The 25,361-nt window shown below is 25.4% G+C and carries 18 protein-coding genes; 15 read left to right on the top strand and 3 right to left on the bottom strand.

The annotated features are described in order from the left end of the window. Nucleotides 1-293 precede the first annotated feature (293 nt). Nucleotides 294-2,516 carry a DNA gyrase subunit B gene (locus tag C530_RS00090; RefSeq protein WP_014894938.1) on the bottom strand — a complete coding sequence of 741 codons (2,223 nt, stop codon included), beginning with the start codon at nucleotides 2,514-2,516 and terminating at the stop codon, nucleotides 294-296. Between the two features lie 3,243 nt (nucleotides 2,517-5,759). Between C530_RS00090 and rpmH the strand changes: the two genes are divergently transcribed. The 15 genes from rpmH to C530_RS00015 all read left to right on the top strand — a co-directional run bounded on the left by rpmH (nucleotide 5,760) and on the right by C530_RS00015 (nucleotide 20,986). Next, nucleotides 5,760-5,894 carry a 50S ribosomal protein L34 gene (rpmH, locus tag C530_RS00085; RefSeq protein ID WP_014894936.1) on the top strand — a complete coding sequence of 45 codons (135 nt, stop codon included), beginning with the start codon at nucleotides 5,760-5,762 and terminating at the stop codon, nucleotides 5,892-5,894. After that, on the top strand, nucleotides 5,894-6,217 hold the full coding sequence (locus tag C530_RS00080) for a hypothetical protein (protein ID WP_014894935.1): 324 nt from the start codon (nucleotides 5,894-5,896) through the stop codon (nucleotides 6,215-6,217). Before rpmH ends, C530_RS00080 begins: the two co-directional genes overlap by 1 nt. A gap of 438 nt (nucleotides 6,218-6,655) precedes the next feature. Beyond that, nucleotides 6,656-6,997, top strand: a complete 342-nt coding sequence (ndhC, locus tag C530_RS00075; protein WP_014894934.1) for an NADH-quinone oxidoreductase subunit A — start codon at nucleotides 6,656-6,658, stop codon at nucleotides 6,995-6,997. An 18-nt stretch (nucleotides 6,998-7,015) separates the two neighbouring features. Then, nucleotides 7,016-7,663 (top strand): NADH-quinone oxidoreductase subunit B, encoded by a 648-nt coding sequence (locus C530_RS00070; protein ID WP_014894933.1) that lies wholly within the window; start codon nucleotides 7,016-7,018, stop codon nucleotides 7,661-7,663. Further along, complete coding sequence (gene nuoC, locus C530_RS00065; protein ID WP_014894932.1) at nucleotides 7,656-9,419, top strand: NADH-quinone oxidoreductase subunit C/D; 1,764 nt, start codon at nucleotides 7,656-7,658, stop codon at nucleotides 9,417-9,419. Before C530_RS00070 ends, nuoC begins: the two co-directional genes overlap by 8 nt. 42 nt (nucleotides 9,420-9,461) lie before the next feature. Beyond that, on the top strand, nucleotides 9,462-9,968 hold the full coding sequence (gene nuoE / locus C530_RS00060) for an NADH-quinone oxidoreductase subunit NuoE (protein ID WP_014894931.1): 507 nt from the start codon (nucleotides 9,462-9,464) through the stop codon (nucleotides 9,966-9,968). Continuing rightward, entirely contained in the window at nucleotides 9,955-11,256 is a 1,302-nt protein-coding gene (nuoF, locus tag C530_RS00055; protein ID WP_014894930.1) for an NADH-quinone oxidoreductase subunit NuoF, read from the top strand. Before nuoE ends, nuoF begins: the two co-directional genes overlap by 14 nt. Before the next feature lie 6 nt (nucleotides 11,257-11,262). Continuing rightward, entirely contained in the window at nucleotides 11,263-13,944 is a 2,682-nt protein-coding gene (gene nuoG, locus C530_RS00050) for an NADH-quinone oxidoreductase subunit NuoG (protein WP_014894929.1), read from the top strand. Further along, on the top strand, nucleotides 13,941-14,891 hold the full coding sequence (nuoH, locus tag C530_RS00045) for an NADH-quinone oxidoreductase subunit NuoH (RefSeq protein ID WP_014894928.1): 951 nt from the start codon (nucleotides 13,941-13,943) through the stop codon (nucleotides 14,889-14,891). Before nuoG ends, nuoH begins: the two co-directional genes overlap by 4 nt. A 1-nt stretch (nucleotide 14,892) precedes the next feature. Next, nucleotides 14,893-15,432 (top strand): NADH-quinone oxidoreductase subunit NuoI, encoded by a 540-nt coding sequence (gene nuoI, locus C530_RS00040; protein WP_014894927.1) that lies wholly within the window; start codon nucleotides 14,893-14,895, stop codon nucleotides 15,430-15,432. Between the two features lie 14 nt (nucleotides 15,433-15,446). Then, nucleotides 15,447-15,935 (top strand): NADH-quinone oxidoreductase subunit J family protein, encoded by a 489-nt coding sequence (locus tag C530_RS00035; protein ID WP_014894926.1) that lies wholly within the window; start codon nucleotides 15,447-15,449, stop codon nucleotides 15,933-15,935. Next, the gene (gene nuoK, locus C530_RS00030) at nucleotides 15,932-16,240 is read left to right on the top strand and encodes an NADH-quinone oxidoreductase subunit NuoK (protein WP_014894925.1); all 309 of its coding nucleotides are present in this window, start codon (nucleotides 15,932-15,934) and stop codon (nucleotides 16,238-16,240) included. Before C530_RS00035 ends, nuoK begins: the two co-directional genes overlap by 4 nt. Beyond that, nucleotides 16,237-18,120 carry an NADH-quinone oxidoreductase subunit L gene (locus tag C530_RS00025; RefSeq protein WP_014894924.1) on the top strand — a complete coding sequence of 628 codons (1,884 nt, stop codon included), beginning with the start codon at nucleotides 16,237-16,239 and terminating at the stop codon, nucleotides 18,118-18,120. The genes nuoK and C530_RS00025 overlap by 4 nt, the downstream gene beginning before the upstream one ends. Further along, on the top strand, nucleotides 18,117-19,592 hold the full coding sequence (locus C530_RS00020; RefSeq protein ID WP_014894923.1) for a complex I subunit 4 family protein: 1,476 nt from the start codon (nucleotides 18,117-18,119) through the stop codon (nucleotides 19,590-19,592). Before C530_RS00025 ends, C530_RS00020 begins: the two co-directional genes overlap by 4 nt. A 2-nt stretch (nucleotides 19,593-19,594) precedes the next feature. After that, entirely contained in the window at nucleotides 19,595-20,986 is a 1,392-nt protein-coding gene (locus tag C530_RS00015; RefSeq protein ID WP_014894922.1) for an NADH-quinone oxidoreductase subunit N, read from the top strand. Between the two features lie 1,390 nt (nucleotides 20,987-22,376). Here the strand turns inward: C530_RS00015 and dnaJ are convergent. Together dnaJ and dnaK are read right to left on the bottom strand one after the other, a co-directional pair. After that, nucleotides 22,377-23,420, bottom strand: a complete 1,044-nt coding sequence (gene dnaJ / locus C530_RS00010) for a molecular chaperone DnaJ (protein ID WP_014894921.1) — start codon at nucleotides 23,418-23,420, stop codon at nucleotides 22,377-22,379. A gap of 15 nt (nucleotides 23,421-23,435) precedes the next feature. Next, nucleotides 23,436-25,361, bottom strand: a complete 1,926-nt coding sequence (gene dnaK / locus C530_RS00005) for a molecular chaperone DnaK (RefSeq protein ID WP_014894920.1) — start codon at nucleotides 25,359-25,361, stop codon at nucleotides 23,436-23,438.

Here is a 25,361-nt window from a genome sequence, read left to right as displayed (position 1 = left end):
ATAAGTAAACTAAAAGCAAGAACAACATCATTTAACTAAGAGAATCAAAAGCCAAAATCGACCAAAACAGTTTTAAACATAAAAAGAACAGAAACAATAAATTATGTTTATAATAGATAGCATAAAAATATATAAAAGATATAACAATACTTAAGTCTTTAAAAGTACATAAAAATATAATAAAAAAAAAGTGCAAAGAGTAACAAAAAAAAATATAACAGCTACAGAAAAATATAGAAATTAAAAAGAAAAACCAGTAAAGAAGTACTACTACTTGTAGTAGTAGTATAAAACTAAAGATCTATATTAGCAAGTAACGCATTATTTTGGATAAAGTGTCTTCTAGGTTTAACGCTCTCACCCATTAATATATTAAAAAGTAAATTTGCTTTACAAACGTCTTTAATTATCATTTTGAATAATATTCGTTTAAAGGGGTTCATTGATGTTTCCCATAATTGATTAGGATTCATTTCTCCTAACCCTTTATATCTCTGTATATAAAAACTTTTATAGAACAATTTGTAAAATATAAGTTGTATTAAATCATAGAGTTTATAAAAACTTTTAAATATCTTTTTATTAAAGAATAAATTAATCTTATCATTAAAATTATTTAATTTGTTTAGTTGTTTTTTAAAGCTTATTAACACGTAATAGATATTAGATGATAATACCAATTTATTTAAATAAAAATAGAAAGAATAAAACTTATTTAGATAATAAGCATCATTTAAATAATTTTTTTCTAATTTTAAATCACTTTTTTTTCTTTTGTTTGAAATATTATAAACACTTATATACTTCAACAGTAATTTCTTTATACTTATATATTTTTTATTGCTTAGAAGTTGTTTTTCTTTTAAGCATATTTTAAGTGTATGTTTATGTAGATCTTTTTCATTGTTTATATATATGTCTTTTTTTATATGTTTAATTTTAAACAAAGGTGGTTGTGCAATATATACATAACCATTTTCAATTAGTTTAGGCATATATCTAAAAAAAAATGCTAATAATAATGTTCTTATATGTGAACCATCTACATCTGCATCTGTCATAATTATAATTGTATGATAACGTAAATTTTTTATATCAAATTCTTTTTGTCCTATTCCACAACCTAATGCCGTTATTAACGTGACTATTTCATTTGATACAAATATTTTTTCAAACCCTGATTTTTCTACATTAATTATTTTTCCTTTTAAAGCTAAAACTGCTTGTATACGTCTGTCTCTTCCTTGCTTAGCTGATCCACCAGCAGAATCGCCCTCTACGATATATAATTCCGATTTTTTTGGATTTTTTTCTTGACAATCAGATAATTTACCCGGCAATTTAGCAACATCTAAAGCTAGTCTTTTTCTAGCAACATTTCTTGCTTTACGAGAAGATTCTCGTATTTTTGCGGAATTAATAAATTTATTTATAAGGTTTTTTGACTCTTTAGGATGCTCTAATAAATAAAGATAAAATGTTTTGTTTAATTCGTTTTCTACCGCTATTTTTATTTCTGATGATATTAATTTATTTTTTGTTTGTGAAGAAAATTTTGGGTTTTGCATTTTAATAGCTATAATTGCAGTTATTCCTTCCTTTATATCATCACTATTTATAGAATAGTTATTCTTTATGTTTTCCTTTTTAATATACGTTTTAATAACTTTTGTTAAAGCTGTGCGAAAACCAAACAAATGAGTTCCACCGTCAGTTTGTGGTATATTATTTGTGTAACATTTAACTAATTCTGTAAATGAATTATTCCATTGAACTGCTACTTCTATAAGCATATTTGTTTTTTTTGAATGTAAATAAAAAATTGGGCATATATTAGTTTTATGATTATTAAGTTTTGCAACAAACGTCTTAATTCCACCTTCATTATACAATACTATTTGTTTTTCGTTATTTATTAAAACGATTTTTAATTTCTTATTTAAAAAAGACATTTCTTGTAATCTTTTATAGATTATATTGTAATTTAAACTGCTATTTATAAAAATTTTTGTTGAAGGTTTAAAACTTATTTTGGTACCGTTTTTTTTTGTTCTTCCAATTGTTTTTAAAGGCGTTGTTGGTATTCCATTTAAATATAGTTGTTTATAAGATTTATTTTTTCTATAAATATATAATTTCATAAATTCAGATAAAGCATTTACTACCGATAAACCTACACCATGTAAACCGCCAGAAAAGTTATAAGAATCATTATCAAATTTTCCTCCTGCATGTAATATAGTCATAATTATCTCTGCAGCTGATATGCCGAATGAGTGAGTATCTATAGGTATTCCTCTTCCATTATCTTCAATTGTTAGTATCTTATACTTTATAATTTGTATTCTAATAGTTGTACAGAAACCTGCTAAATATTCATCAATAGAATTATCAATAAGTTCAAATAACATGTGGTGCAAACCAGTACCATCATCTGTATTGCCTATATACATTCCTGGTCTTTTTTTTACAGGATCTAAACCTTTTAAGATCTTAATCTTGGATGAATCATACATAAAAAATTATAAACATTTTAAATAAACCTTATGCTTTTATTACAATCTATTAAAATAATTATTCCTTGTTATAAAGAAATTTAGTCTTTTGTTATTTATAGTTTTTTTTCATAATCAACTATTATATTTATTATATAAAGTATATATAGAATTTGTTTCTATCACATCTTGATAAAGACATCTATTAACAACTATCCCTTAAAACTAAGTTTTATTACCCTGAGTAATTTATATTATATTTTTTATCACGTTTGTGATTTGCTTGATTTATTTCTTTAGTTTAGTATATATTTATAAAATTTCTGTGTAACCGTTTAAACAATTTTTGTTTTATCTCTTTACTTTTTAATAACTCATTTTTTTTTATAAATATGATTCTTCTTTTTTTTTTAGTTTATTACCTTTTGACTTTTTTAATCTTCATTATTTACTTATACTAACATCCTTCTTCACCATTTATACATCTTTATTACCATTTCATAAACTCTTTTTTAAGTTAAGTAACTATTAACAAATACTTGTCCATTATTTTGTCTTCCATCAAACCTATAATCCTATTACTTTCCAATCGTATAGTAACCCCACCCCACCCCATAAATATACAACTCTTTTCTTTCTCAAAAACCTACCCCATACATATACACACACACAAAACAATTTAACAAACTACTCAAATAACACAATTTTAACCTTATACACAAATACTTTAACAAACCTCCTTTAATAACCAACCTAACTTCTCTTTTAACGTATTTACATTTTATATTTACTATACACCTGTTGACCCATAACCCAGACTTTCGATTTACACAGTTTCTATCAAACCCAAAACAACAAACCCCTTCCTATAATTCAAACTAACATATCTCCTTTTTCTTCTACAACTTTTATTATCTTTTAAACAACATATCCTTCAACACACCAAATATCAAAACAATAATTCTGTTAACACAACACATTGATGACAACTTTACACATTTATACACACTAAACCTACTGCCTACTGTATATTATCTAACAAACTTACATTTGTATGTATTACTTAGTTATATAACACAAGTAACACGTTTCTTATCATGTAATAGCGTACATCATGATCATGTTCATGTTTAAACTACAACACATTAAAATAAAAAAATAACTTACAACTTATAACTTCTATTAACAACTAACTACTAATCTCTAATCTCTAATCTCTAATTAATAAAACAAAGCATAACAGCAAACAGTTTAACAAAACAACAAAAAATCAACATCTAATAAATAAATAATGCAACATACAAATGGTGTTAGTTCTTATTGTTGTTGTAAAAGAAAAGCAGGTATACAAACTCTGTTACATTACACAACTATTAACCTCTAATAATATAGATACATACAAAAATAAAATAAAACTCTAACATACAACCTCAAAAATCATTCAATCAAATTTCGTACAAAACTAAAATCTAATATAACCTCTAATTTATTAATAGTACAACATTTAACATTTAACATAAATTCTTAAAAATAATATAATTAAACAACAAATAACATCTAAACATCTAAACAAATAACATATAATAAATTTTCAAATAACAGACTAACAATTTAACTGTTTTAAACAACATACAACATCAAACATCAAACATCAAAACATAAAAAATAATAATATAACCTCTAAAAGATAAAAAAACAATCTAACATCTAAAAACACCAACATCTAAACCTCTAAACAACAACATCTAATAAATAAACTTTAAACAAAACAAAATATAAACATAAACATAAAAACTCAAAAGCAAAAACATAAAACCAAACTCTAATCTCTAATTAACAATAAAAGCAACAAACATCAGAAAAAACATAAAACTAACAACAAAAAAACAATAAACTAAAAAATAACCTCTAAAAAAAACACATCAAACAACAACTTTAAACAAAAATTCCTCTAACCAGAAACTTTCTAAACTCTAACATAAAAACAACAAACCTCTAATAACTAACAGATAAAAACATATCTTCCAACCACAAACCTCTTAAAAACAATAATTAACAGCAAACCTCTTAAAAACAATCCATCAAATATCTAACATCTTAAAATCTCATCTAACATCTAATTTAAGCAGCATATAACAGCTTTCACTTTTATCCTTACTAATAAACATATAACATATTTAAATAACCGATAGTATTTTTTTCAAACACAACTAAACAAAACATAAAGACACTGATACAAAAATACAACAAAATAAAAGAGAAGAAAATAATAAGCAGAAAAAAAATAGAAACCAGAAAACACAAAAATTGTCAAACAAAAAAAAAACATAAGTGCTAAATGATAACAGAAAACACAGGTACAAAACCAAAAACCAAAAACCACAAACCATAAACCATAACTACAACTACACAAAATCAGAAAAGATAATACAGTAACAATATAACATATATGGTAAATAAAGACGCTTTAATACATAAGAACATTTTAAAAAGCTAACAAAAATTGAAAAGTTTAAACTTGTATAACGGTAATAAAATAGAAAGTTTACGGTCACATAAACAATATACACATAATAAAATAAAAAAAAAATAACAAGCAATATAACAACAGGACAAACTAAGCAGAGTAAAAATAACACAAAATACAAAAATCAAAACACATAAAGCATAAATTAATAAACATAAAACAAAAAAAACAAGAAGTATACCATTTCGATGGTAAAACATAGAGAGCTCAACGCAATTAAACAAGTAAATAATACAGCAAAAACAAAATAATCTAAAACAGAACATAAATAAAAAAATAAGCAACATTTAGCAACGAATCAACAAGTAAAAAAAATAAAACAGTAGAGTAAGGGATTAATGTGTTTAGATGAGATTACAGTGTTGTTAATAAATAGTTGTAAGTATTTTGTTGATTAGTAAACAATTGATAATTTAAATTGTAAATAAAAAGAGAGATATAGTATTGTTGAAGTATTGTTAAATTGTAGTGGTTATAGAAACATAAAATTGGGTTTGTTTAAATTGATGCTTTTTATTAAAGGTATAGTCTTTGGGTTTAAAAAAACAAAGGTTTGTTAAAAAGAAAGTAGTAACTTAAATAAGTATCTAGTTCTTTCGTTAAGTATTAAGGTACATTTATATCAATTAGTATTAAGGTACAGAAGAAAAGAAACTAGTTGGTGGTTTAAATATAATTTAAATTTGCCGGTTCAGTATATAGATTAATACTAAAGAAAATAAATAAAGGAGATATTCATGAAACGAACTTTTCAACCTAGTAAAATAAAAATAAAACGTGTTAATGGTTTTAGAAGACGGATGAGTACTAAGATTGGAAGAAGAATTATTTCAAATCGTAGAAAAAAAAAACGTAACATACTTTGTAAATAATGAATTATAAAGTAATTAAACCTTTTAATGTTCATAAAACCATCAATAAAGCTTATAATTTTAAAGCAATCAACAAGCATTTTTTTTGTGTTGGTTTTTTTATAACTAATGAAACTTCGATAATATATAAAGCTTTTATAACTAAGATAATAAACAAAGCAAATTATCGTAATATTTTAAAAAGATTATTAAAAGAATATATAAGAATATTTAACTATAATTTTATTCAAGTCTATTTATGTTTTTATATAAGCAAATACATTTTTAAAACAATAAATTATATGTTATTAACTAATTTATTAACTAAAGTAAATAATATTTAAGACTAATCTGTTTTTCCATACATCCTTATTTAAACATTAGTCTATTTTTTTTAACCCTTTCTACCGTTTAATCATAACTTTAACACATAACACAAAACTGCAACACACAAACCATAAAATACCATACATCTAAATTCTACATTCTACATTCTACAACATACAAGCTACAAGCTACAAGCTACAAGCTTTCAAACACATCTAACAACAAAACTCTTTAAACTAGCCTCTAACAACAAAACTCTTTAAACTAGCCTCTAACATACAAACTCTAATCTTAAAACTCAAACCACAAAACTCAAAACAAAAAACTTTAAACAAAAACTCAAGTCTCTAATCTCTAATTAAAAATAAAAGCAACAAACATCATCTTACATACAAATTCTAAAGATCTAACTAATAAAAAACAATCAATAGAAAAAAAAAGAGATTAATATAGATATGAATAAATTGTTGAATTTTTTAATTATCACCTTATTAATTTTAGTAATGATAAGCATAATATCATATATTTTAGGGGGATATAGTTGGTCGCCTAACAAAGAAATACCTTTTGAATCAGGAATAATTTCTATAAATTCAATAAAAAAAATTAATTATTTTGCAAAATTTTATATTTTAGCCATATTATTTGTAATATTTGATTTAGAAGCGATTTATTTATTTAGCTGGGCAAGTGCAATTAGAGAGATTGGATGGCAAGGTTTTATAGAAATAGTTTTATTTATTATTATATTATTAGTAGGTTTAATATATGATGTATGTAATGGAGTGTTTGAGTAACTTTAAATGGAGAAAACAATGAAATACATATTAAATAACTTAGATTTTAAAAAAACCACTAGAGAGAAAGATAAAAACTTTGAGCAACTAAGAAACAATATTTGGTTATGTAAACTTAAAAAACTTTCAAAGTTATTAATTAATTGGGGGCGTAAAAATTCTTTATGGCCTTTTAATTTTGGATTATCCTGTTGTTATGTAGAAATGACAACTTCCTTTACATCACCACATGACATATCTAGATTTGGAGCTGAAGTTATTAGATCATCACCTAGGCAAGCAGATTTAATGGTAATTGCGGGAACTTGTTTTATCAAAATGATTCCAGTAATACAGCATTTATATGATCAAATGTTAGATCCAAAATGGGTAATTTCAATGGGTTCTTGTGCAAATTCAGGTGGAATGTATGATAGTTATTCAGTTGTACAAGGGGTAGATAAAATATTACCTGTAGATGTTTATGTAGCAGGGTGTCCACCTAGACCGGAAGCTTTTTTACAAGGAATACAATTGTTACAAAAATCAATACATAAAGAAAGACGGCCTTTATCTTGGATAATAGGGGATCAGAAGATTTATAGATATGATATGCCAAATCAAAAACAAAAAAAATATATTAAGCGTATTAAAACAAAAAAATTACGCACACAAAAGAATGTTTAATAAACAAGTAAGAAAACAAGAACAAATGGTTTTAAAAATATTATATAAAAAATTTGGAAAAAAAAACATTTTGTATTCACAAAAGACTTTAATGGGAATACCTGTTGTATGGGTAAAAAAAAATAAAATGTTTGATATAATAAAATATTTACGTAATGGAAACAAACAATATAAAATAGACATGTTATATGACTTACATTGCATAGATGAAAGATTAAGAAATAACAGAAAAAATTTACCAAAGGCAGATTTTACAGTGGTTTACCATTTGTTGTCAATAAAAGATAATAAGGATTTAATAATAAAAGTAGCGGTAATAGAACCAAACTTAGTAATACCATCAATTGTCAAAATTTGGCAGAATGCAAACTGGTATGAACGCGAAGTTTATGATATGTTTGGAATTAAATTTTATGGCCATCCAAACTTAAGAAGAGTATTAATGCCTTTAAATTGGAAAGGCTATCCATTGCGTAAAGATTATCCATCACGTGCAACTGAATTTAAAGTTTTAAAAATAAATAGATATAAGCAATATAAAGAACAAAACTCATTATGTTTAATTCCTGACGAATGGGGACTTTCAAATAAGAAAAATAATATGTTTTTAAACTTTGGACCGAATCATCCTTCTGCACATGGAGCTTTTAGAATAATAATGCAGCTTTGTGGAGAAAAAATAGAAAAGTGTATGCCAGACATAGGTTATCATCATCGTGGAGCAGAAAAAATGGGAGAAAGACAAGCATGGCATAGTTATTTACCTTACACTGATAGAATTGATTATACAGGTGGCGTAATAAATAATTTACCTTATATATTAGCAATTGAAAAAATCGCAAAGATACAAGTTACCGAAAGAACAAAAATAATACGTGTTATGATGATGGAAATATTTAGAATAAATTCGCATATGCTGTTTTTAGGTACTTTTTTACAAGATTTAGGTGCTATGAGTACAGTGTTTTTTACGTTTACAGATAGGCAAAAATGTTATGAAATAATCGAATCTATAACGGGTTTTCGTATGCACCCTGCTTGGTTTCGTATTGGAGGATTGGCTCATGATTTGCCAAAAGGTTGGTATAAATTAATCAAGAACTTTATAAAATGGATAAATAAAAGGCTTAAAGAATATAATAAGGCAATGATGAATAATTACATATTACGAAAACGTACTAAATTTATTGCATCTTATAATACTAAAGAAGCATTGGAGTGGGGAATAACAGGGCCAAATTTAAGAGCTACAGGTTTAAATTTTGATGTAAGAAAAAATAGACCTTATTCCGGTTATGATAAAGTAGAGTTTGATATACCAATAGGTACAAATGGAGATGTGTTTGATAGAGCAAATATAAGAATAGAAGAGATGTATCAAAGTTTAAGAATTATTAAACAATGTATAAATAATATTCCCGAAGGAAGTATAAAAATGGAACAACATTTAGTTACACCTCCTAATAGAAACAAAATGTTAAAGAATATAGAAACATTAATTACACATTTTTTACAAATGTCTTGGGGAACAATATTAGAACAAAATGAAAATTTTCAAATGATAGAAGCAACGAAGGGGCTTAATAGTTATTATTTAATTTCTGATGGTAATGCAACTAGTTATCGTACCCGCATACGAACACCTAGTTATCCTAACTTACAACATCTGTCTACAATAATGCAAGGAGCGTACATACCAGACATGATAGCACATATTGCAAGTATTGATTTTGTAATGGCAGATGTAGATCGTTAAGTACAATACAATACAATAGAATAGAATGGAATGGAATGGATTATGGAAAATAGTTACCTTAAAAGGTTTAAAAAATTAACTAAAGAAGAAATTACAGAAATTATTATTGAAAAAAACAATTATAAAAATAGTAAAGCAGCTTCAATTGGTGCTTTGAAAATAATACAAAAATATAGAGGATGGATATCTGATAATATTATTAATGATCTTGCAAAGATAATAGGAATAACTCCAACGGAACTCGATAGTATAGCCACATTTTATAATTTAATTTACAGACAACCAGTAGGAACAAATATAATATTGTTATGTGATAGTATCACGTGTTATATAAATGGTTATGAATTTATTTATAAGCAATTAAAATTTTTGTTAGGAATAAGTATTGGAGAAACTACTAAGGATAAACGTTATACATTATTGCCTATATGTTGCTTAGGTAATTGTGATAAAGCCCCAAATATGATGATAAATAATGAACTTTATTCTAAATTAATAAAAAAAAATATAAGTAATATTTTGGAAATTTATAAAAATGATTGTAAATAAACGCATAAAGTCAGTTTGTACAGCAAATATAGTAAAAAAATCAAAAGAAACTCATCCATTGACTTGGCGATTAAATAAAGAAGGTAAAACAATATGGTTAAATGAATACGTACAAAAAGAAGGATATATTGCTGTGAAACGTATATTAAAAAAATCAACACCAGAAGAGGTAAAAACAGAAATAAAAGATTCAGGCTTAAAAGGTCGAGGAGGTGCTGGCTTTATAACTGGAATAAAATGGAGTTTAACAAATGAAGAAAGTTTGTTATTATGCAATGCAGATGAAATGGAACCTAATACATATAAAGACAGATTATTATTAGAACAAGAACCTCATTTATTAATAGAAGGTATGATAATTGCAGCTTACGCAAATAATTCTTATAAAGGGTATATTTTTATAAGAGGAGAATATATTGATGCAATAAATATTATTAATATTGCTATAAAAGAAGCTCGTAAAAAAAACTTTTTAGGAAAAAATATTTTAAATTCTGAGTTTTGTTTTGATATATGTGTTCATTCAGGAGCTGGAAGATATATTTGTGGTGAAGAAACTGCTTTAATTAATTCATTAGAGGGTTATAGAGCAAATCCAAAAAGAAAACCGCCTTTTCCTGGTCAACTAGGTGCGTGGGGAAAACCTACAGTAATAAATAATGTAGAAACATTATGTAATATTCCTTCTATTATAAACTATGGTCTTAATTGGTATAAGAAGTTATGTTTACCTGGATCAGAAGATAATGGAACAAAACTTATGGGTTGTTCAGGTAAAGTAAAAAATCCTGGATTGTGGGAAGTTCCAATGGGTATAACAGCAATGGAAATAATAGAAGAGTTTGCTGGAGGAATGATAAAGGGTTATAAATTAAAAGCCTGGCAACCAGGTGGTGCAAGCACAGGAATTTTATTACCTAAACATTTAAAAGTGCAAATGTGTTCAAATGGAATAAGAAAACTAGGTACAAGAATAGGTACGGCTATAATATTAGCTATTGATGATACTGTTAATATAATATATTTCTTAAAAAATATAGAAAAGTTTTTTAATAGAGAATCATGTGGTTGGTGCACTCCGTGTCGTGAAGGCTTGCCATGGATTGTTAAAATATTAAAAACTTTAGAAAATAAGAAAGGTAAATATAAGGATTTAGATATATTGATAGATTTAACAAAACAATTAACAAATGGAAAAACTTTTTGTGCTCTTGCACCTGGAGCAAGTGAACCTTTAATTAGTGCAATAAAATATTTTCGTAATGATTTTGATAAGTTAATGGTTTAATTGATTATGACAATAATAAATGTAGACAATAAAGATTATGAAATAAAAAATAATAGAAATAAAAAAAATTTATTAGAAATATGTTTATCTTTTGGTATAGACATACCTTATTTCTGTTGGCACCCTATTTTAGGAAGTGTAGGGTCTTGTAGACAATGTATCATTAAAAGATACAATAATAGAGACGATACACTAGGACAGATAGTTATAGCTTGTACAACATCAGCAATTAAAAAAAATGAGTTTATAACTACAAAAGATCCAGAAGGTTTTAGTTGTCGTTCTAAAATAATAGAATTAATGATGACTAATCATCCTCATGATTGTCCAGTATGTGAAGAAGGTGGACAGTGTCATTTACAAGATATGACAGTGATACTAAAACATAATAGTAGAAGATATAATTTTAATAAAAGAACTCATAAAAACCAATACTTAGGACCCTTTATAAATCACGAAATGAATAGATGTATTACGTGTTATCGGTGTATAAGATTTTATAAAGATTATGCTGGTGGTAAAGATTTAGGAGTTTTTGGTAGTAGTAATAACATATATTTTGGTAGACTTAGGAATGGTAGATTAGAAAATGAATTTTCTGGAAATTTAATAGAGATATGTCCCACTGGAGTTTTTACAGATAAACAATATTCTATGCATTATGCAAGGAAATGGGATTTACAATATGCTCCAAGCATTTGTACGGGATGTTCTTGTGGCTGTAATTTAAATGTAGGAGAACGGTATGGTAAAATTCGTAAAATAGAAAATCGGTTTAATAGTAAAATTAATCATTATTTTATATGCGATAGAGGACGGTTTGGTTATGGTTATATAAATAGTTCTAATCGTAATCGGATACCTTTTATAAATAATAATCCTATTAAATCAATAGATTTAGCAATTGATTATAGTATTGCTTTGTTAAATACATCTAATAGAGTTATAGGTATAGGTTCTCCAAGAGCAAGTATAGAAAGTAATTTTGCATTATGCAAGTTAGTTGGAAAACAAAATTTTTCTAATGGCATTGAAAAAAGGGAAGTAGAGTGTCTAAAAATAAATATAGATGTTTTGTATAAAGGTGCTTTACCTTTTTCTTCAATAATTGATATTGAAGATCACGATCTTATCATTATCTTAGGTGAAGATATTACTCAAATTTCAGCAAGAATTGCATTAGCAGTAAGACAAGCTGCTCAAAGAGGTTCTTTTAATATTGCACAAAAATATAAAATATATGAATGGGATGTTAAGAATATTAATAATGAAAATAAACATCCTATATATATTTTTACAACAAATAAAACTAGATTAGATGCTATAGCTTATGAAACAGTTATATGTACTAAAGAAGAAATTACAAAATTCGGATTTGCAATAGCTAATTCCATAGATCATAACTCCCCAAAAAAAAAATTAAACTCATTTAATAATAACAACAAAAAAATTTTATTAAAACTTTTAAAGAAATTACGTTGCTCAAAAAGACCATTAATTATTAGTGGTTGTTCACTAAAACATTCTTTAGTTTTAAAATCTGCTTATAATATATCTCGTGCATTTAAATTTTTAGGAAAAAAAGGATCTATAATACTAAATAGTAATGATTCTAATAGTGTTGGAGTTACTATGTTAGGAGGAAAATCTTTAAATTGGGCAATAAAAAAACTAATTAAAAATAAAGCAGATGCAGTAATCATTTTAGAAAATAATATTTATCGTCGTATGAAATCATCTTTAGTTTATAATGCATTAAAAAATAAAAAAATTATTTTGATTGATTATAAAAAAAATACAACTATTGATAAGGCTAATGTTGTTTTACCTGCAGCAACTATAGCGGAAGGTAATGGTACTTTAATTAATTATGAAGGTAGAGCACAAAGATTTTTTAAAATTTATGAACCAAGTTATTATCGTACTGGAGATTTAACAAAAGAAAGTTGGAGATGGTTACATGCATTAACTATAGCAAAAAAAAATAGTAAGTTAGAATGGATACATTTAAATGATGTACTAAAGGTATGTTCTAAATATCATCCTGCTTTTAACAGGATATTAAATTTATCACAATTGAAAAGAAATTTAGCACGTTTACCTCACAGACTAAGTGGACGCACTGCTATAAATTCAAACATTCAAATACATGAAAAAAAAATTCATAAAGATATTTATTCAACTTTTACGTTTTCAACAAAAGGTTATAATAGTTCTGAAATAGCATTTGCTTGGTATCCAGGATGGAATTCGCCTCAAGCATGGAATAAATTTCAAAAAGAAATAGGTGTAAAATTATATGCAGGCAATCCAGGTATTAGGTTAATAAATTATTGTAAGAAAAAAAAGTATTTATCATATTATAAATATGTTGGGTTTAAAAAAAATAAACGTTGGCAAATTATTCCAATATATCATCTATTAGGTAGTGAAGAAAATAGTGCATTAACACATTCTATTAACAAATGTACAAAAAAGCCTTATATAAAAATAAGTAAACAGGATATAAAATTGCTAAAAGTAACTCCAGGATCTAAAATTAAAGCTATTGTTAATAACAAGGAAGTAAATATTATAATTAAAAATACTAATAATATGCGTAATGGGTTTATAGGTTTTCCGTTTGGTATTAAAGGAATACCATTAGAAATTTTTTGTATGTGTTTTAAAATTATAATAATAAAATGAACAATATAATAAAACATATTATATTTATAGTTGTTATATTTATAAGTGGAGCTTTTATGAGTTTTATCGAGCGTAGGGCTTTAGGTTTGTGGCAAGATAGATATGGTCCTAACAGAGTGGGATTGTTTGGAATATTTCAATTTATTGCTGATGTTATTAAAATTATATTTAAAGAAGATTGGATTCCACCTTTTTCAGACAATAAATTATTTGTTTTTTCACCTATTATATCTTTAATTACAATAATTTTGTCTTTTATTATATTACCAAATGCAATTAATAATGAAACTGATTTAAATAATGTTGGAATCTTATTTGTTATAGCTATGGCAGGTATAAATGTATATTCGATTCTGTTTGCTGGATATTCAAGTTGTAATAAATATGCTTTAATAGGAGCTATTAGAGCTTCAGCTCAATCAATTTCTTATGAGGTGTTTATAGGTCTTTCTTTAATGGGCATAGTTTCTATTTCAGGATCATTAAATTTAATAAATATTATTGACTATCAAAATACTCATTTTTGGTTTTTAATAACTCAAACAATAGGATTTATAACTTTTTTAATTTCTGGTATATGTGTAACGCATAGACATCCTTTTGATCAACCAGAAGCAGAACAAGAATTGGCAGATGGTTATCACATAGAATATTCTGGAATGAAATGGGGCATGTTTTTTATTAGTGAATATGTTAATATTATTTTAATTTCTATTTTAATTGTAAATTTGTTTTTTTGTGGGTATAAGAGTTGTTCAGGTTTACATTTATTAATTTTGTTTATAACTAAAATATTAGTTTTTATTGTGTTATTTATTATTATTCGTGCTTCAATACCAAGACCAAAATATTATCAAGTAATGAGCTTTTGTTGGAAATATTGTTTGCCTTTAAATTTAATAAATTTACTATTAACAGGTATAATAATATTATGCTACAATACATAAAATGATAAGAAAATTAATTATTTCAATATTTAGTATTTTTCGTACGATTTATATAATATTTACACATTCTTTTAATAAAAGAGTTACGTTACAATATCCAGAAGAATCTGTATATTTATCACCACGTTATAGAGGTCGTATTGTATTAACTAGAGATAATACCGGTAAAGAACGGTGTGTTGCTTGCAATCTTTGTGCAGTGGTATGTCCTGTGGATTGTATATGTTTGCAAAAAGCTGAACGTAAAGATGGAAGTTGGTATCCTTTATTTTTTAGAATAAATTTTACACGTTGTATTTTTTGTGGATTATGTGAAGAAGCTTGTCCAACTTCAGCTATTCAATTAACGCCGGATTTTGAGTTAGGAGAATTTAAACGGAAAGATTTAGTTTTTGAAAAAGAAGATTTATTAATTTATGGTACAGGAAAAGATCATAATTACAAATTTTATGAAAATACAGGAATAGCTAGTTTTGATAAATGTAAAGGCTTTGGTAAAAAAGAAAAAAAACCAATAAATGTAAAATCGTTATTACCATAATAAAAAGGTAAATTGTGTTATTTTATATTTCAGCAATAATTGCAATAGTTTCAACGTTGAACGTTATTATAAGTAATAATATTATACATGCTTTGTTGCACTTTATTATATCATTGATTTCAATTTCTATGATATTTTTTTTTATTGGAGCAAATTATGCTGGAGTCTTAGAAATTATTATTTATGCTGGTGCAATTATGGTCTTATTTGTTTTTGTTGTAATGATGTTACTAAATCCTATTAAGAAGAAATTAAGTTTTATTAATTTAAAAAATTGGATAAGTACATCTAGTTTGACAATAACTTTATTAGGTTTATTATTAATCACTATTCTCAAATATGGTTTAAATAATCGTAATATTTTAGTGGGTAGTACAATACCACACACTCCACATCCTTTTAGTGTTTTATTATTTACAACATATTTAATTACTGTAGAAATATCCGCTATCATTTTATTAACAGCATTAATTATTGCTTCTTATTTAGGACGTAAACAATGACGTTAATCCCCATAGATTATGTTTTTATATTATCTTTAATTTTATTTTTTATAGGTATATTCGGTTTATTAATTCGTCGAAATATAATTGTTATATTTATTTGTTTAGAAATAATGTTAAATTCTTCAGCTTATGTTTATGTTATATCTGGAGAGTATTGGGGGCAACCAGATGGTCAGGTTATGTTTATTTTAATTATGACGGTAGCTGCAGCAGAAATAAGTATAGGGTTAGCTTTATTAATTCAATTACAGAAAAATTTAAAAAGTTTTGATATAGATAAATTTAGTAGGTTAAAAGGATGAAGAAGATATTAATTTTAATTTGTTTATTTCCTTTAATTAGTACACTATTACTAGCTAGTTTAAGATGTATGTCAAAAATATTGGTTTGTATAATTGGTGTTGGATCAATAGTTAGTTCTACAATATTTGCAATATTACTAGCCTTTTATTATTATTTAAAACCTAATCCTTTTTTAGAACATTTATATAGTTGGATTAGTATATATGATGTAAAAATAAATTTTAATTTTTATATTGATGGTTTATCAGTAGTAATGATTTGTATAGTTAATGGAATAGGATTATTAATTCATTTATTTTCTACTTGGTATATGTGTGAAAATTTTAAATATAAGAAAGATTATTTATTGTCTAGATTTTTTTTGTACATGAATTTATTTATGTTAAATATGTTGATATTAATTTTAGGTGATAATTTAATTTTATTGTTGTTAGGGTGGGAAGGTGTAGGATTTTGTTCATATTTATTAATTAGTTATTATTATCGTGTTTATAATAATGTTATTTCTGGTTTTAAAGCGTTTATTACTACAAGAATAGGCGATTTGTTTTTTGCCATAGGTATTTTCTTTGTATGGATTCAATTTAATACTTTCGATATTCAACAACTTTTAACTAAATTTTCTTTATTAAATAATACTAATTCTTTTAGATATGAACTTATTGCTTTTATGTTTATGCTTGGAACAATAAGTAAATCCGCACAAATTCCTTTACATACTTGGTTAATTGATGCTATGGTTGGACCAACTCCCGTTTCTGCATTAATTCATGCAGCAACTATGATCACTTCGGGAGTATATTTTATAATTAGAACACATTTCTTATTTGAACTCGCACCAATAACTCTTAATACAATTGGCTTAATTGGAACAATTACTTTATTATTAGCAGGTATCTCTGCGTTAACTCAAAACAATATTAAACGTATTTTGGCTTGTTCAACATTGAGTCAAGTAGGTTATATGTTTGTAGCTATAGGAATAAAAGCATGGCATGCGGCTATATTTCATGTGATGATACATGCATTTTTTAAAGCTTTATTATTTATATCAGCTGGTTCTTTAATAATTAGTTGTAAACACTCACAAAATATTTTAAAGATTAGATCAATATTTTTATCTTTATCTAAAAACATAAGAATAGCATATTATTTTTGTTTTGTTATAGGTGGTTCAGCTTTATCTGCATTACCCATTATTACAGCTGGTTTTTATTCAAAAGAAAAAATTATTTTGTTATCTAAAATAAGTGGCTACAACAAGATTTGGATAGTAGGTTTAGTTGGTGCTTTTATAACATCTATTTATACATTTCGCACTATTTTAATTATGTTTAACAAAAATATTAATAAGTTTATTATTTTTTTTAATAACCAAAAACCATTAATATATAATGTATCACATAATTTACCTTTATTTATATTATTAATTTTATCTACTTACTTAGGTTCTTTAATTAAAATACCTATGCAAAAGGAAATTACAATGTATAATATAGAAGTAGAAAATTGTTGTAATATAATTTCTTCAATAATTGTCATAGTTGGTATTACCATAGCTGCTAAAATATTTTTATTTTCTAATGTTTATTACATGGATATAATTGAAGTTGTTTTAGGAAAATTAGTTCTAAATATTATATATACTATTGGAGGGTTTGATTGGTTATATATTAAATTAGTAATTATACCTTATTTATATTTAGTTCGGATAAATAAATTTGATTGTATTACTTTCATAATAAATAATATAATAAATAAAGTAATTTTGTTTTTTTATACTGTAATGACAAAACTACATAATGGTAATTTAAGTTTTTATTTAACAATATTTATTGTTGGTATTATAACTTCATTATTAATGAGTAATATTTTATGATATTGTTATGTTTTTTATTTATACCCTTTATCGGTGGATTGTTATCTTTAAGTTTTGAAAAAATAAATATAAAATATTCACGTTGTTCAGCTCTTTTTACTATGATTATACTGTTAGTTTTATCCATATATTTATGTTATTTAAATCTAAATACAACCAATATATGGGTGGTTAAATACCGAACAATATGGATTGATAGATTTGGTATATATCTTAATTTAGCAGTGGATGGTATATCTTTAAGTATGGTTTTATTAAGTGTAGTATTGGGTTTATTATCTATCATTTGTTCTTTTAAAGAAATTAATAAATGTATTGGATTATTTTATTTTAATTTGTTGTGGATTTTAGGTTCAATTATTGGTGTGTTTCTTGCAATGGATCTTTTTTTATTTTTATTTTTTTGGGAAATAATGATATTTCCAATGTATTTTATAATTTCTATGTGGGGAAGTGCATATAAAGAACAAATAGCTATAAAATTTTTTATTTATACTCAAATTTCAGGGGTAATATTGTTAATAACAATTTTCACTTTAGTAGTAAGTAACTTTTATGTAACTGGAAAACTAACTTTTGAGTATCAAAGTTTAGTAAATGCTCAAATCGGGGACAAAGTAGGAGTTTTATTAATGTTAGGCTTGTTTATTTCTTTCGCAATAAAATTACCAATCTTTCCTTTACATACTTGGTTACCAGATGTTATGGCTAAAAATCCTAAATATGGGAGCTTGGATTTAATAGGTATTTTGATAAAAACAGCAGCTTATGGATTATTAAGATTAAATTTAGGTTTATTTCCCAAACAATCACTTTCATTTGCGCCTTATGCAATGATAGTTGGTATTATCAGTATATATTATGGTGCAGTTTTGGCTTTTTCTCAAAGAAATATTAAAAGATTAATGGCTTATTCAAGCATATCACATATGGGGTATGTTTTAATAGGTATTTTTTCAAGTAATATTTTATCATTACAAGGCGCTATTATGTTTGTTATCTCAAATACATTATCGTCTGCGGGTTTAATAATAATAAGTGGCTTACTTTATGAACGATTAAATACATTTGATATACGTTTTATGGGAGGATTATTTGGTAAGTTAGGAGCTATTCCTGGTTTTGCATTATCATTAACATTAGCAGTCTTAGGTTTACCAGGAACAGGAAATTTTATCGGGGAATTTTTAATTTTATTAGGTAATTTTAAATTATATCCAAAAATAACTATAATTTCTAGTTTAGGTTTAATATTAACAGCTATATATTCATTAAACTTAATACATAAAGTATATTATGGAAAAACAAAAAATAAAGCTCTAAAAAATATATTTTTAAATTTCAGTGAAGTAAATATATTAAGTATAATTTTATTTTTAATATTTATTAGTGGTTTTTATCCTCAAATAATTTTTGATTTATCAATTAAATCTATAACCAACATCGCACAAAAAACAATGTTTTTTTATTAAAAATGATTAAGAATGCACAAATATTACCTATTAGTTTTTTATTTATAACATTAATAATATTAATTATTACTATATCATTTAATCGTAAAAATTTAATTATATTTATAATAACCATAATAGGGTTATTAATTTCATTATTATCTATATTTTTGATTAAACATACTTTATTTTATCCTTTAATAATGATAGATAATTATTCCTTATTTTATACGTTTTTAATTTTAATATCAGCTTTATATTGTTCTATTTTTTCTTATACATATTTAAATAAAAATGAAGAAGTTTATATGTTAATAATCTGTTCAACTATTGGAGCTATATTATTAGTTTTAAGCATACATATGACTACTTTCTTTATTGGATTAGAATTAATGTCTATCGCTTTATATGGGCTAATAATTTATTTACGTAATGATAAAGATAATGATTTAAAAGCTTTGGAATCAGGAATTAAATATATGGTACTTTCTTCTATGGCATCTTGTTTTTTACTGTTTGGTATGGCTTTATTATATTTTTATTATGGAAATTTAACGTTTACTAATTATTATTTTAAATTAGATGATAATACTACTTTATGGACAATAATAGGCATTGTGTTAATTCTAATTAGTTTAGGATTTAAATTATCTATTATACCTTTTCACAGTTATACGCCAGATCTTTATGAAGGAACAATGCCCCCAATTACAGCTTTTATCGCCACTGTTACTAAAATCTCCGTATTTGTAGCTTTCATGCGTTTGTTAATGATCTTACCCAATATAACTAGTTTTTTAAATAATGTACTTACTATAATTTCTATTGTTACAATACTATTTGGCAATATTTTAGCGCTTAAACAAAATAATTTAAAACGTATATTAGGTTATTCATCGATAGCTAATTTGGGTTATTTACTTACAGTAATAATTGCAATGCAAATGCATATTTGTAAATTTATACTTGAAACAATAAATATTTACTTATTAACTTATACTTTAACAACTTTAGGTATATTTGGCATTATAAGTTTAATAAATAATGAAACGTTATCTTTTTATAAAGGTTTATTTTGGAGTAAACCAGATTTAGCTATTGTCTTAACGATAATGTTGTTATCTTTAGCTGGTATACCTTTAACAGCAGGATTTATAGGTAAAGTTTATATATTTTTAAATGCCTTAAATTATCAATTATGGTTTATACTTATTTCTATAGGTATAGGCAATTCAATAGGAATTTATTATTATTTTAGAATAATTTCATTTTTATATATGAATGTAAATAAAAAACAACTTATTTTTGATCTCAACTCTTTTGTTTATTATTTGGTTTTATCTTTATCTTTATTTATTTTAGTTTTCGGACTATTTCCACAAAATATAATTTCGTTAATAAGAGTCTTTAGTTAATCTAATTTAATTATATTCTTTTTTTTAAGTAAATATGTGATATGTAATTTTATTTTTTTTTGTTGTTTGTTTTCGTTGTGCTAGTTATGTGTTACTTGCTTTTATTTTTTTATTTGTAGTTATGTTTTGTGTTGTTAAAATCAAAAGGTATGTTTGTATATAGTTGTATGTTTGTTATTTTAAAAAGAAATGGTTGTAGTAAATTTTTGTTAGCGTAACTAAATGTTTGTTGTTTATTAGTAATTGTAAAAATTGTTGTTAATTAGTTGATAGCTTAAGGGAAAAAGGTTTGTTGTTTATTAGCTTTAGTGTATTTGTTTCTTGTAAATTTGTTTTGTTTGTTGATAGTTAATGTTAGTTGTTAACTTATTATTAAAAACCAAAAAAAGCATAAATAATATAAATACAATATTTTAATTTTTTACTACATATAAAAACTTTACTTTAATATAACCACTAAACAACTAACATCTAAAAAATAACATAGAAAACATCTAATAATAAATAATAAAAGCAAACATTTAAACAATTAACTTTTTTTAAAAATAAACCTCTAACAGCAACAGCAACAGCAACAGCAACAGATAACCTCTAAACAACTAACCTCTTTTATTTTACATTTTACCTTTTACCTTTTACCTTTAACATATAAAATCTTTAATCTAAAATCTAACACATAACACATAACCTCTAATAAATAATAAAAGCAACCATTTTAACTATTTAAACTTCTAACCTCTAACCTAACAACTCTAACCTCTAAACAAATAACCTCTAATAAATAAAGTCTTAAATCTTTAAAGCAAACATTAAACCTCTAATAAAAATAAATAAAAACTCTTTAAACCAACCTCTAAAAGCTTTTAAACAAACCTCTAACCTAACAACTCTAACCTCTAAATTCTAAATTCTAAAGCAATTATATATATTAACATATATTTTTTTTATTAATTATAACAATAATCTGTTAACAACAAACTTACCACTATTTTAGCCAGTTAACAAAAAACCTTTTAACCGTTTTAAACCATCATTTATTATATTTTGATATTTTGCATATAACTACTTTTCCCTTACTTACTCATAATACAACAAATTCTATACATACAAATATACCAGCAAAACAAAATAACACAAGTTTAACAAACAAAACATAACAGCCAAATAAAATAACTAATAAAAAAATATAAACTAGAATACAACAACTAATAATAAGAACAAAAAAACATAACAGCTAACTCCATCAAAAAAAAATAAAAAATCTAAAAAAAACAAATAAAACAAAAAGCAAAATAAAAACAACGATTAAGAAGACAGAAAATACTAAAACCGAAAAATAGTTAAAAATAAATAAAATGACAACTACACAACAAATAAAAAAGTTAATAAATTAAACAAAACTAGCTTTGAAATTACGTAATAATTCTTTTTGAAATCTATTCAAATTAACAGGTGTTTCTATGATTACTTTACAAATTAAATCTCCTGGTAAGTTACTACGTATTGATTTTACTCCTTTACCTTTTATTCTAAATTGTTTTCCTGTTTGTGTTTCCGCTGGAATTTTTAATTTTACCGTATTGCCTTCAAGCGTAGGCACCTCTAATATACCTCCTAATGCAGCATCAACAAAGTTAACTGGTATTTCACAGTATAAATTTTTACCTTCTCTAGTAAACACTTTATGTGGTTTAATAGATATTTGGACATATAAATCACCATATGGGCCTCCATTTACACCACATTCACCTTCTCCTGTAATTCTTATACGGTCCCCATTATCTACACCTTGTGGAATTTTTATTGATAAAATCTTTTTATCATTTATACGTCCTTCCCCATTACAACTCATACAATATTTATCTATAATCTCACCGGTCCCATTACAATTTTGACAAGTTTGTTGTATAGAAAAAAAACCTTGATGCATACGTATTTGTCCCAATCCTTTACAACTATGACAATACTTGTTTTTATAACCAGGTTCAGACCTAGTTCCATTACACCTATTACATTTTACTAGCTTTGTTAAATTAATATTTAATTTTGTTCCATAAATAGCGTCTTCGAGTTTAATATTTAAATTATAACGTAAATCAGAACCTCTTTGAGGCGTATTGTTGTTGTTGTTATTACCAAAAATATCTCCAAAAACATCGGAAAACATGTCACTAAAACCTGTATGAAAACTATTATTTGTGTGCCGTCCATCTAATCCTGAATGGCCAAATTTATCATAAGCATTTCTTTTTTCTTTAACGGAGAGAACTTCATGCGCTTCAGATATTTCACGGAATTTTTGTTCTGCTTGTTTATTGTTAGGATTTCTATCAGGATGATATTTTTGAGCTAATCTACGAAATGCTTTTTTTATTTGTTTTTGATCAGCAGTTTTATTAACACCTAAAATTTCATAATAATCGCGTTTGGACATTACTAAATCAAGCCTTTATTTTGTTTTATTATTAACTTCTTCATATTCAGCATCCACAACATCTCCTTCTTTTTTACTAGAAGACTTTTCTGCGTTTTTTTGTGCTGGTTCAGAATTATGATTTTGTGGTTTTTTTTCTGAATATATTTTTTGATATATTGTACTATATTCTTCAGTGAGTTTATTAAGATCTTCTTTGATTGTTTTGATATCATCACTTTTCAAAGTTTGTTCTAAGTTATTAATTAAAGATTCAAGTTTGTTTTTTTCATCTTCATTTTTTATTTCTTTTAATGTTTTACGTATTGTATGAATCATGCCATCTGCTTGATTTCTTGTTTGAACTAATTCTTCAAATTTTTTATCTTCTTCTTTATTTGTTTCTGCATCTTGAATCATCTTATTTATTTCCTCTTCTGAAAGACCACCCGAAGATTTGATTATTATAGACTGTTCTTTACCAGTTGCTTTATCTTTAGCGGTAATATTTAAGATCCCATTAGCATCTAAATCAAAAGCTACTTCTATTTGTGGTGTTCCTCGAGGAGCTGGGGGTATATCAGTCAAATCAAACCGACCTAATGATTTATTTTGTAACGCTTTTTTTCTTTCTCCTTGCAAAGCATGAATAGTAACAGCTGTTTGATTATCTTCTGCTGTTGAAAAAATTTGTGTTTTTTTAGTAGGTATTGTAGTATTTTTTTCTATTAAAGGAGTCATTATACCACCCATAGTCTCTATACCTAAAGTTAAAGGAGTGACATCCAATAAAAGAACATCTTTTACATCGCCACCTAATACGCCTCCTTGAATAGCCGCACCCATTGCTACAGCTTCATCTGGATTTACATCTTTTCTAGCTTCTTTGCCAAAAAACTCTGCCACTTTTTTTTGTACTAAAGGCATGCGTGTTTGACCACCGACTAATATTATATCATCTATCTCCTTAGTAGTTAATTTGGCGTCATCTATAGCTTTTTTACAAGGTAAAAGCGATCTTTTTATTAAATCTTCAACTAATGATTCTAATTTAGCTCTAGTAATTTTTAAAGTAAGATGTTTAGGACCTGTTTTATCAGCAGTTATATAAGGTAAATTAATATCTGTTTGTTGAGAACTAGAAAGCTCTATTTTTCCTTTTTCAGCTGCTTCTTTTAAACGTTGCATTGCTAAAGAATCTCCAGATAAATCAACCCCACTTTCTAATTTAAATTGTTTAACTATATAGTTTATTAATTTAAGATCAAAATCTTCTCCTCCTAAAAAAGTATCCCCATTAGTTGCCATAACTTCAAATTGAGTTTCACCGTCAACATCAGCTATTTCTATGATTGATATATCAAATGTTCCACCACCTAAATCATAAACAGCTATTTTTTTATCCCCTCTATTTTTATCCATACCATATGCTAAAGCAGCAGCTGTAGGTTCATTAATTATACGTTTAACATTAAGCCCTGCTATGCGCCCAGCATCTTTAGTAGCTTGTCTTTGTGAATCATTAAAATAAGCTGGTACAGTTATTACAGCTTCTGTAATTTTTTCCCCTAAATAATCTTCTGCTGTTTTTTTCATTTTTTTTAATATTTCTGCACTGATTTGTGGGGGTGCTAATTTTCTATTTTTCACTTGTACCCATGCATCTCCATTTTCAGCACTTACAATTTTATATGGCACCATTTTTATATCTTTTTGCACTATATCATCATTAAATTTACGCCCAATAAGACGTTTAATTGCGTATAAAGTATTAGACGGATTAGTTACAGCCTGCCGTTTTGCGGTTTGTCCAATTAATATTTCATTATCATCAGTATATGCAATTATAGAAGGAGTAGTACGGGCACCTTCTGAATTTTCTATAACACGACTTTTTCCATTTTCTAAAACTGCAACACACGAGTTAGTAGTACCTAAATCAATACCTATAATTCTTATCAT

This window comes from Candidatus Portiera aleyrodidarum BT-B-HRs (assembly GCF_000300075.1).
Lineage (GTDB): Bacteria > Pseudomonadota > Gammaproteobacteria > Johnevansiales > Johnevansiaceae > Portiera > Portiera aleyrodidarum.
The sequence above is the reverse complement of the archived record's forward strand: the minus strand, read 5'-3'. Positions and strand labels throughout refer to the sequence as shown.

Excerpts from the sequence above, each read along its gene's own strand:
- C530_RS00015 (WP_014894922.1), top strand. The coding sequence starts at position 19,595 with ATGATTAAGAATGCACAAATATTACCTATTAGTTTTTTATTTATAACA.
- C530_RS00020 (WP_014894923.1), top strand. The coding sequence starts at position 18,117 with ATGATATTGTTATGTTTTTTATTTATACCCTTTATCGGTGGATTGTTA.
- C530_RS00070 (WP_014894933.1), top strand. The coding sequence starts at position 7,016 with ATGAAATACATATTAAATAACTTAGATTTTAAAAAAACCACTAGAGAG.
- nuoH (WP_014894928.1), top strand. The coding sequence starts at position 13,941 with ATGAACAATATAATAAAACATATTATATTTATAGTTGTTATATTTATA.
- nuoE (WP_014894931.1), top strand. The coding sequence starts at position 9,462 with ATGGAAAATAGTTACCTTAAAAGGTTTAAAAAATTAACTAAAGAAGAA.
- nuoF (WP_014894930.1), top strand. The coding sequence starts at position 9,955 with ATGATTGTAAATAAACGCATAAAGTCAGTTTGTACAGCAAATATAGTA.
- nuoG (WP_014894929.1), top strand. The coding sequence starts at position 11,263 with ATGACAATAATAAATGTAGACAATAAAGATTATGAAATAAAAAATAAT.
- nuoK (WP_014894925.1), top strand. The coding sequence starts at position 15,932 with ATGACGTTAATCCCCATAGATTATGTTTTTATATTATCTTTAATTTTA.
- C530_RS00090 (WP_014894938.1), bottom strand. The coding sequence starts at position 2,516 with ATGTATGATTCATCCAAGATTAAGATCTTAAAAGGTTTAGATCCTGTA.
- C530_RS00080 (WP_014894935.1), top strand. The coding sequence starts at position 5,894 with ATGAATTATAAAGTAATTAAACCTTTTAATGTTCATAAAACCATCAAT.
- C530_RS00025 (WP_014894924.1), top strand. The coding sequence starts at position 16,237 with ATGAAGAAGATATTAATTTTAATTTGTTTATTTCCTTTAATTAGTACA.
- dnaJ (WP_014894921.1), bottom strand. The coding sequence starts at position 23,420 with ATGTCCAAACGCGATTATTATGAAATTTTAGGTGTTAATAAAACTGCT.
- nuoC (WP_014894932.1), top strand. The coding sequence starts at position 7,656 with ATGTTTAATAAACAAGTAAGAAAACAAGAACAAATGGTTTTAAAAATA.
- rpmH (WP_014894936.1), top strand. The coding sequence starts at position 5,760 with ATGAAACGAACTTTTCAACCTAGTAAAATAAAAATAAAACGTGTTAAT.
- ndhC (WP_014894934.1), top strand. The coding sequence starts at position 6,656 with ATGAATAAATTGTTGAATTTTTTAATTATCACCTTATTAATTTTAGTA.
- dnaK (WP_014894920.1), bottom strand. The coding sequence starts at position 25,361 with ATGATAAGAATTATAGGTATTGATTTAGGTACTACTAACTCGTGTGTT.
- nuoI (WP_014894927.1), top strand. The coding sequence starts at position 14,893 with ATGATAAGAAAATTAATTATTTCAATATTTAGTATTTTTCGTACGATT.